Source organism: Caloramator quimbayensis (assembly GCF_900167605.1).
In the GTDB taxonomy this organism is placed as follows: domain Bacteria; phylum Bacillota; class Clostridia; order Clostridiales; family Caloramatoraceae; genus Caloramator_B; species Caloramator_B quimbayensis.
In genome coordinates this window covers 1-6,375 of the sequence record NZ_FUYH01000049.1, presented here as the reverse complement: position 1 = coordinate 6,375, position 6,375 = coordinate 1, and the positions used below count along the sequence as shown (strand labels likewise).

At 29.7% G+C, this 6,375-nt stretch carries 6 protein-coding genes, 1 tRNA gene and 1 rRNA gene; 2 read left to right on the top strand and 6 right to left on the bottom strand.

All coding sequences use genetic code 11. From position 1 onward, the window contains the following. Both B5D15_RS14895 and B5D15_RS14890 read left to right on the top strand, forming a co-directional pair. Positions 1-263 (top strand): ATP-binding protein (locus B5D15_RS14895; protein WP_179122338.1); only part of this gene is annotated, 263 nt, incomplete at its 5' end. 60 nt (positions 264-323) lie between these two features. After that, positions 324-677, top strand: a complete 354-nt coding sequence (locus tag B5D15_RS14890; RefSeq protein WP_078697885.1) for a hypothetical protein — start codon at positions 324-326, stop codon at positions 675-677. Between the two features lie 383 nt (positions 678-1,060). Here B5D15_RS14890 and B5D15_RS14885 read toward each other — a convergent pair whose 3' ends face one another. The 6 genes from B5D15_RS14885 to rrf all read right to left on the bottom strand — a co-directional run bounded on the left by B5D15_RS14885 (position 1,061) and on the right by rrf (position 6,373). Continuing rightward, complete coding sequence (locus B5D15_RS14885; RefSeq protein ID WP_179122337.1) at positions 1,061-2,221, bottom strand: MFS transporter; 1,161 nt, start codon at positions 2,219-2,221, stop codon at positions 1,061-1,063. Between the two features lie 190 nt (positions 2,222-2,411). After that, a complete protein-coding gene (locus B5D15_RS14880; RefSeq protein WP_078697883.1) occupies positions 2,412-4,073 on the bottom strand; it encodes a putative ABC transporter permease subunit in 1,662 nt (553 codons plus the stop codon). Continuing rightward, a complete protein-coding gene (locus tag B5D15_RS14875; protein ID WP_078697882.1) occupies positions 4,066-4,791 on the bottom strand; it encodes an ABC transporter ATP-binding protein in 726 nt (241 codons plus the stop codon). Before B5D15_RS14875 ends, B5D15_RS14880 begins: the two co-directional genes overlap by 8 nt. A gap of 284 nt (positions 4,792-5,075) precedes the next feature. Further along, on the bottom strand, positions 5,076-5,888 hold the full coding sequence (locus B5D15_RS14870; RefSeq protein WP_078697881.1) for a TIGR00266 family protein: 813 nt from the start codon (positions 5,886-5,888) through the stop codon (positions 5,076-5,078). A 281-nt stretch (positions 5,889-6,169) separates the two neighbouring features. Then, positions 6,170-6,244 (bottom strand) — tRNA-Glu (locus tag B5D15_RS14865). Between the two features lie 12 nt (positions 6,245-6,256). Next, positions 6,257-6,373, bottom strand: a 5S ribosomal RNA gene (gene rrf, locus B5D15_RS14860). Between the last annotated feature and the right edge of the window lie 2 nt (positions 6,374-6,375).

Genomic DNA, 6,375 nt, shown 5'->3' with positions numbered 1-6,375 from the left:
TAGACCTATTGATATGCGATGAATGGGGATACATTCCAATTGACATTGAAGGGGCTAAACTATTATACCAGGTTATAGCAGGATGCTATGAGAAAAAAAGCATAATATTAACTACAAACCTTGAATTCAGTAAATGGAACAGTATTTTTTTCGATGAAAAGCTAACAAACGCTATACTTGATAGGATGGTCCATCACAGTCATTTACTAATATTTGACGGCCCCAGCTGGAGGCTCCAAAATTCATTAATGAAATACAATTAATTTACAATTATGGTAATGCGGATGTTGCAAAGATTTTTTTCAAAAGTTTGTATTTAATTATTGCAAAACACAGAATTTGAGAATGATGGCTCACAGTATAGAAGTGAGAGAAGAATTCTTGTAAGAAACCTTTCGCCGAAAGCAGTGCTTCAATTTGTAGCAAATTATTGTGAAAGTGTAAACCCTGATATATTTCATATAAAAGGGAAAAAAGAGGCAAAGGAGTTTCGAGGAGTTGCTATACTTCTTATGCGATCATTGTGTAACATAAACTACAAAGAAATCTGTGCCCTCGCAGGGAACATCACCATATCCCAGGCAAGCAATCTTTGTAGCTTTGGATTTAACGTCATTAAAAACAATAAAAAATATCAAAATATAATAGAAGATTTTATAAAGGCAGCAAACGGTTAAGCTTTATACATAAGATTATTAAAATTTAAATTTTATTATAAAACTACTTTTAAATTAAAAGCATCCATTATACTATTAGTTTCTCTACAATAATCATTTCATATATATCATAATTATTTGGACAAGCCGTAAAGATTAAATCATTTTATTTTTACACAATAGTAATTAAATAAAAAAATATTACTACTACTCTTAAAGGACTTATTCAATTTTTTGCATAATTTAATATTTGAGATACTAACGCAAAAACTATATCTTATTTTCATCCCTAATGGTAGTACTTGTGGCATCGGCACTTGTGCTGAATAAATATAAAAGAACCGTCCCTTTGAATTTATGCTGGGGCTAAGCCCCAACATAAATTTTACAACAGTTTTTAAAAATTATTCCTTTATAAAAATATCATTATAAAAGAACTGTCCCTTAAAGTTTAAACATAGCAAAATTAACGCAAAAAAGCAGATTATGATGCAAAAAATAAAAGATGCTTCTATTGATATATCCGAAACTTTACCAATTGCAACATTTACAGCTGAACTTAAAATATCACCACACATCGCATAAATTGAAAGTGCAGTTGCTCTATCCTGTATTGATATGCTTTTGTTTTCAATGTCAAGAATAATTGGTGATATCATTGCACTGCTACTACACATTAATGCAAGAGCAATTATAATTATAGGAATGTTTCTAAATATTAAAAAAGCCAAACATGATAATGTTATTGCAATAAAAAATATCATCAAACTTTTATTTTGTCCAAGTTTTGAACTTACAACATGAGTTTTCGCAGAACTTATCCTAACAAGCTGTAAAAAGGCTGTAAGCAATCCAAAATAAACTATATTAAACCCACAGTTTATAAGCTTAATCTGATACAAAAAAACTGCAACAGCCTGAACAACCTCATTTATAAGGCTTACTGCAAACATTAATAATATTATATTTTTACTTGCTTTAATAAATTCAATACATAATTTTATATTTATCCTGTTCTTATTCTTAACCTCAACTTCAGTTAAAAAGAAAGTAAAAATTGATGCAATTCCATAAAAAACAGTTGTTAAAAGTGCTGTACTATCTAATGAATACTTAACTAAGAATGATGATATGATTGAAGCTGAAAACAGCCCCGCATTAGATAGAGCGCTATATCTTCCAAATACCTTTTCACTTTCCTTTTCATCTATTGAGGAATACAAAAGAGCTATATCACAACCTGATATTCCTGAAAGTGAAAAAGCCATTAAAATCCTCTCCAAAAGGAACATATTAAATGAATGTGCTTTGTAGAATACAACCTTTGAAATAAAAAATAATATGTTTGAAACAACAAGTGTCTTTTTATAGCCAAATCTATCGGCAAAATATCCCCATGGAATCTCAAGTATAATCATAAGTATCCAAGATATAGATTCTATTATAAAAATACTTGATACTGCAAGCCCTCTGCTTTGTCTGTAAATAACTGCAACGGGGCCATAAAATACAAAACCCTGTAAAAATATAATTAAATACATCAGGTATACGTTTCTCTTATTCAAATTTGACACCTCCAAATCCATAACAAATAGACCTTTATTCAAGGTCTTTAAAAAAATTTATGTTTTGAAGGTATCAAATTAAATTATTCATAAATCATGCCCCTTATATTTATATTTATATTTATATTTATATTTATATTTATATTTATATTTATATTTTCATATTAAGATAATACCATAAAATACATTATTATACTAAATTATCAATCATTTGATTAATATTCCTTTTTATATAAATATATAGAACTATTAATATTATACCTGAAATCCCTATATAAACCATTTCTAAGACACTTGATGGAACTTTTATTTTACTTATTACTGCAAAAGATACACCCATAACCCCCATTGAAAGCAATATAAGTATAACTGGATTTATATTCTGTTTCATGGCTTTTTGAGGATTATCCCAATTAAGTTTAGGCCATTTAAAATCTATGATTATGCCAATAATATAAAAATCAAAAAGAAGAATATTACCAATTAGAAAGGCAATAATTATGCTTATAATTGGTATTTTAAAATACGCCATTAAACAGCATACCATAATACCACCTATTGCTCCAAATATAGCTCCGTGTAAAAATTTAGCTAAAATAAGTTGTTCTGCTTTTATAGGCAGGGACTTTAAAAAGTAAAAACCTTTTCCCTCCCTCGATATGCACGTTGATGTTATTGAGGTTGAAATTCCTAAAAACAAAATTATTATCCCGCCATATATCCCAATATGTTTTATTATATCTTTATTAGAAAGCATTACCGTTATTTCTTTCATACTCTCTTTATTAAAAAGTAGCACAAAATACATCATTACAGGAAGTAAAAATATAACCAGAGGCCCGTTTAATAAGTATATTGGTTCCCTGTTCATCAGCTTTATTTCTCTTAAAAGAAGAGTACTTATAATACCTCTGCTTTTAAATATTTTGTTATTTTCGCTTTTATTTAGTTTGTAATATTTTTTATTTATTTCATTGCCTCCTATTATACTGCTGTAATATATTTTAGACATTAAAATCAAAAGCAGGTACACAAAAGATACCGATAAAATCAAGAAAGCAATAATGTATAATATCCCTTGAAAGGTATTATATCCTAAAATACCTTTACTTAATAATATTGAAAGATAATAAACTCTTCCGAAAACATCAATTAGGCCATTTTGTTTTGTAAGAAATTCTATTAAATACTGTGGATTATTATTAACAAGAACCTTATTAATCAAATATTGGTATCCTATAGCAAAAGGTAGAACCAACAATCCACTCAATATCATAAGCAAATCCTTCTTTTTAGTTAGATTGCCTATCTTCATTAAAGGAATAACTATTAAATAGCATAAGACTAAAGGAATTATTGGAACTAAAAGAGATGCTATAACTAATATCAAATAAAATAAAATTCCTTCATTAGATTTTACACCATAGACTCCAAGCCCTATTCCCATAACAACAGCAGATGCAATAAGCTCAGTTACATATGAGTTTATATATTTTGCAAGCAGTATATCCCTTTTTCTTAAAGGCAGAGAAAGAATAATATCTCCTTCCTGATTCATAAAGTATCCTGTTATAACTGTTATCATGCCTAATATAAAAGTGAAAAAACTTGCAAAAATTATTGATATAGTTACTATTAATCCCTGTTGGTCTATTTTTCCTAAGAAATCATACATTCTTATATAAGAGTATAACATCATTCCAAAAAAGCTTGATAGTGAAAGCAATATAAGAAAAAATAACCCTGCAGATTTTATTGCATCCTTCTTATTATATTTTAAGTTTCTAAAAAATCTTTTTATTCCATAGGTTGAACTTATATATATTTTAGCAAGGCTTAAAGCTTTACTCATTTTCTATCAACTCCAAAAACAATTTTTCAAGAGATTCTTCATGCTTTTTATTTTTAAGTTCCTCCACTGTACCAACAGTAATTATCTTTCCTCCTTTTATAATAGCAATTCTATCACATATTTTTTCTGCAACCTCAAGGACATGGGTTGAAAAGAAAACAGTATTACCTTTATCCGCATGCTCTCTCATCATATTTTTTAGTGTAAAAGCTGCTTTAGGATCAAGGCCTACCATTGGTTCATCAAGAATCCAAAGGGGAGGCTTATGCATCAATGCTCCGATTAAAACAAGCTTTTGTTTCATACCATGGGAGTAGCTGCCTATGCTTTCACCTAAAACATCCTCAATTTCAAATTCCTTTGAAAGCTTTAAAATATTTGTTTTTCTTTCCTCTTTGCCCATTTCATAAACATCAGCAATAAAATTCAAATATTCAATTCCTGTTAGCCTGTTAAAAATCTCAGGGTTGTCTGGAACAAAGCCTATTTGCTTTTTAACTTCAATTGGATTATCCTTTATACTCATTCCATTTACAAAAATATTTCCTTCATCCATCTTTAATATACCAGTAATAAGTTTTATAGTTGTTGTTTTTCCTGCACCATTAGGACCTAAAAATCCAAATATCTCTCCTTTTTTAACCTCAAGATTAATCCCATCAAGAGCTTTTATTTTATTTTTTCCATAACTTTTTGATAAATTTTGTATTCTTATCATATAAACACCTCTCTGTAATATATTTAGATGTTTGTCTAAATATCTAAATATATTTTAATCCAGCTACATTAAATTTACAAGTAGCAAATCTCAAATTATCAATATAATTTTCATACAACAAACATTCATGATTATTTTTTTAAATGCATAAAAATTTTTAGTCATATTGTATCGTTAGAAAAATTAATTTATAAGGTTAATAATTTGTACTTTAAAAATAAAAGAACTGTCCCTCTGTTTTGAAAAAGGCTGTTTAACCAATATTGGTTAAACAGCCTTTTAAATTAATCTCCGTCAAATAGATTTCCTATTCCTCCAAGCATATTAAAAACATTTCCCTCATCCTTACGGTTTCCCCCTACATGTGGTGCTGCATGATATATTCTATCAGCGAGCCTGCTAAAAGGAAGGGATTGTACCCATACTGTCCCTGGCCCTCTTAAAGTGGCATAAAATAGTCCTTCTCCTCCAAAGAATGCCGTTTTGATATTTCCAACGTACTCTATATCATAGTCAACATTTCCTGTCATAGCAACAAGACATCCAGTATCAACTCTTAACCTTTCTCCAACAGACAATTCCTTTTTTATTATAGTACCTCCTGCATGTAGAAATGCCTTGCCATCTCCTTCGAGCCTTTGCATTATAAAACCTTCTCCTCCAAAGAAGCCAGCCCCAAGCTTTTTAACAAATTCAATTGATATTGACACTCCCTTTGCAGCACATAAAAAAGCATCCTTTTGACATATTATTTTACCATTATATTCTCTAAGATCTAAGGGTATTATCTTTCCTGGGTAAGGTGCAGCAAAGGATACTTTCTGCTTTCCATAACCTGCGTTAGTAAACAGAGTCATAAAAAGGCTCTCTCCTGTTAGAATTCTTTTGCCTGCATTAAATAGTTTTCCCATAAATCCACTATCATTACTATCCTTTGAAGAACCGTCCCCGAAGATTGTCTCCATTCTTATACCATCTGTCATCATCATAAAAGCTCCAGCTTCAGCAACTACGCTCTCTCCTTCATCAAGCTCTACCTCAACAAACTGCATATCATCTCCGTAAATCTTATAATCTACTTCATGAGCATAAGGCATAAAACCCCTCCTTTCATTATAATACCATTCTATATTAAAATTTTTCATATTTCTATATAAGTAATAATAATTTTAATATTTTATAACCATGTTTTAAATATCTTATCTTTTATATCACTAATTTAATCATATTATATCTTATAATTAATTATGGTAATACAAACAATTTAACTTATACATTTATTATATTTCCAACATGCAATTAATGTTTTAAATAATTTTTCAAAATAAAATTTAAGGAGTATAACATATCTAAAAAGATATATTATACTCCTTAATATTGGTGACCCCTACGGGATTCGAACCCATGTTACCGCCGTGAAAGGGCGATGTCTTAACCACTTGACCAAGGGGCCATGTATTATAAAAACTGGCAGCCACCTACTTTTCCAAGCCGTCTCCAGCTCAGTATCATCGGCGCACCTATGCTTAACCTTCGTGTTCGGAATGGGAACGGGTGTTACCATAGATGCCTAACCACCAGATA

Coding starts and splice junctions, on each gene's coding strand:
- B5D15_RS14880 (WP_078697883.1), bottom strand. CDS start 4,073: ATGAGTAAAGCTTTAAGCCTTGCTAAAATATATATAAGTTCAACCTAT.
- B5D15_RS14875 (WP_078697882.1), bottom strand. CDS start 4,791: ATGATAAGAATACAAAATTTATCAAAAAGTTATGGAAAAAATAAAATA.
- B5D15_RS14870 (WP_078697881.1), bottom strand. CDS start 5,888: ATGCCTTATGCTCATGAAGTAGATTATAAGATTTACGGAGATGATATG.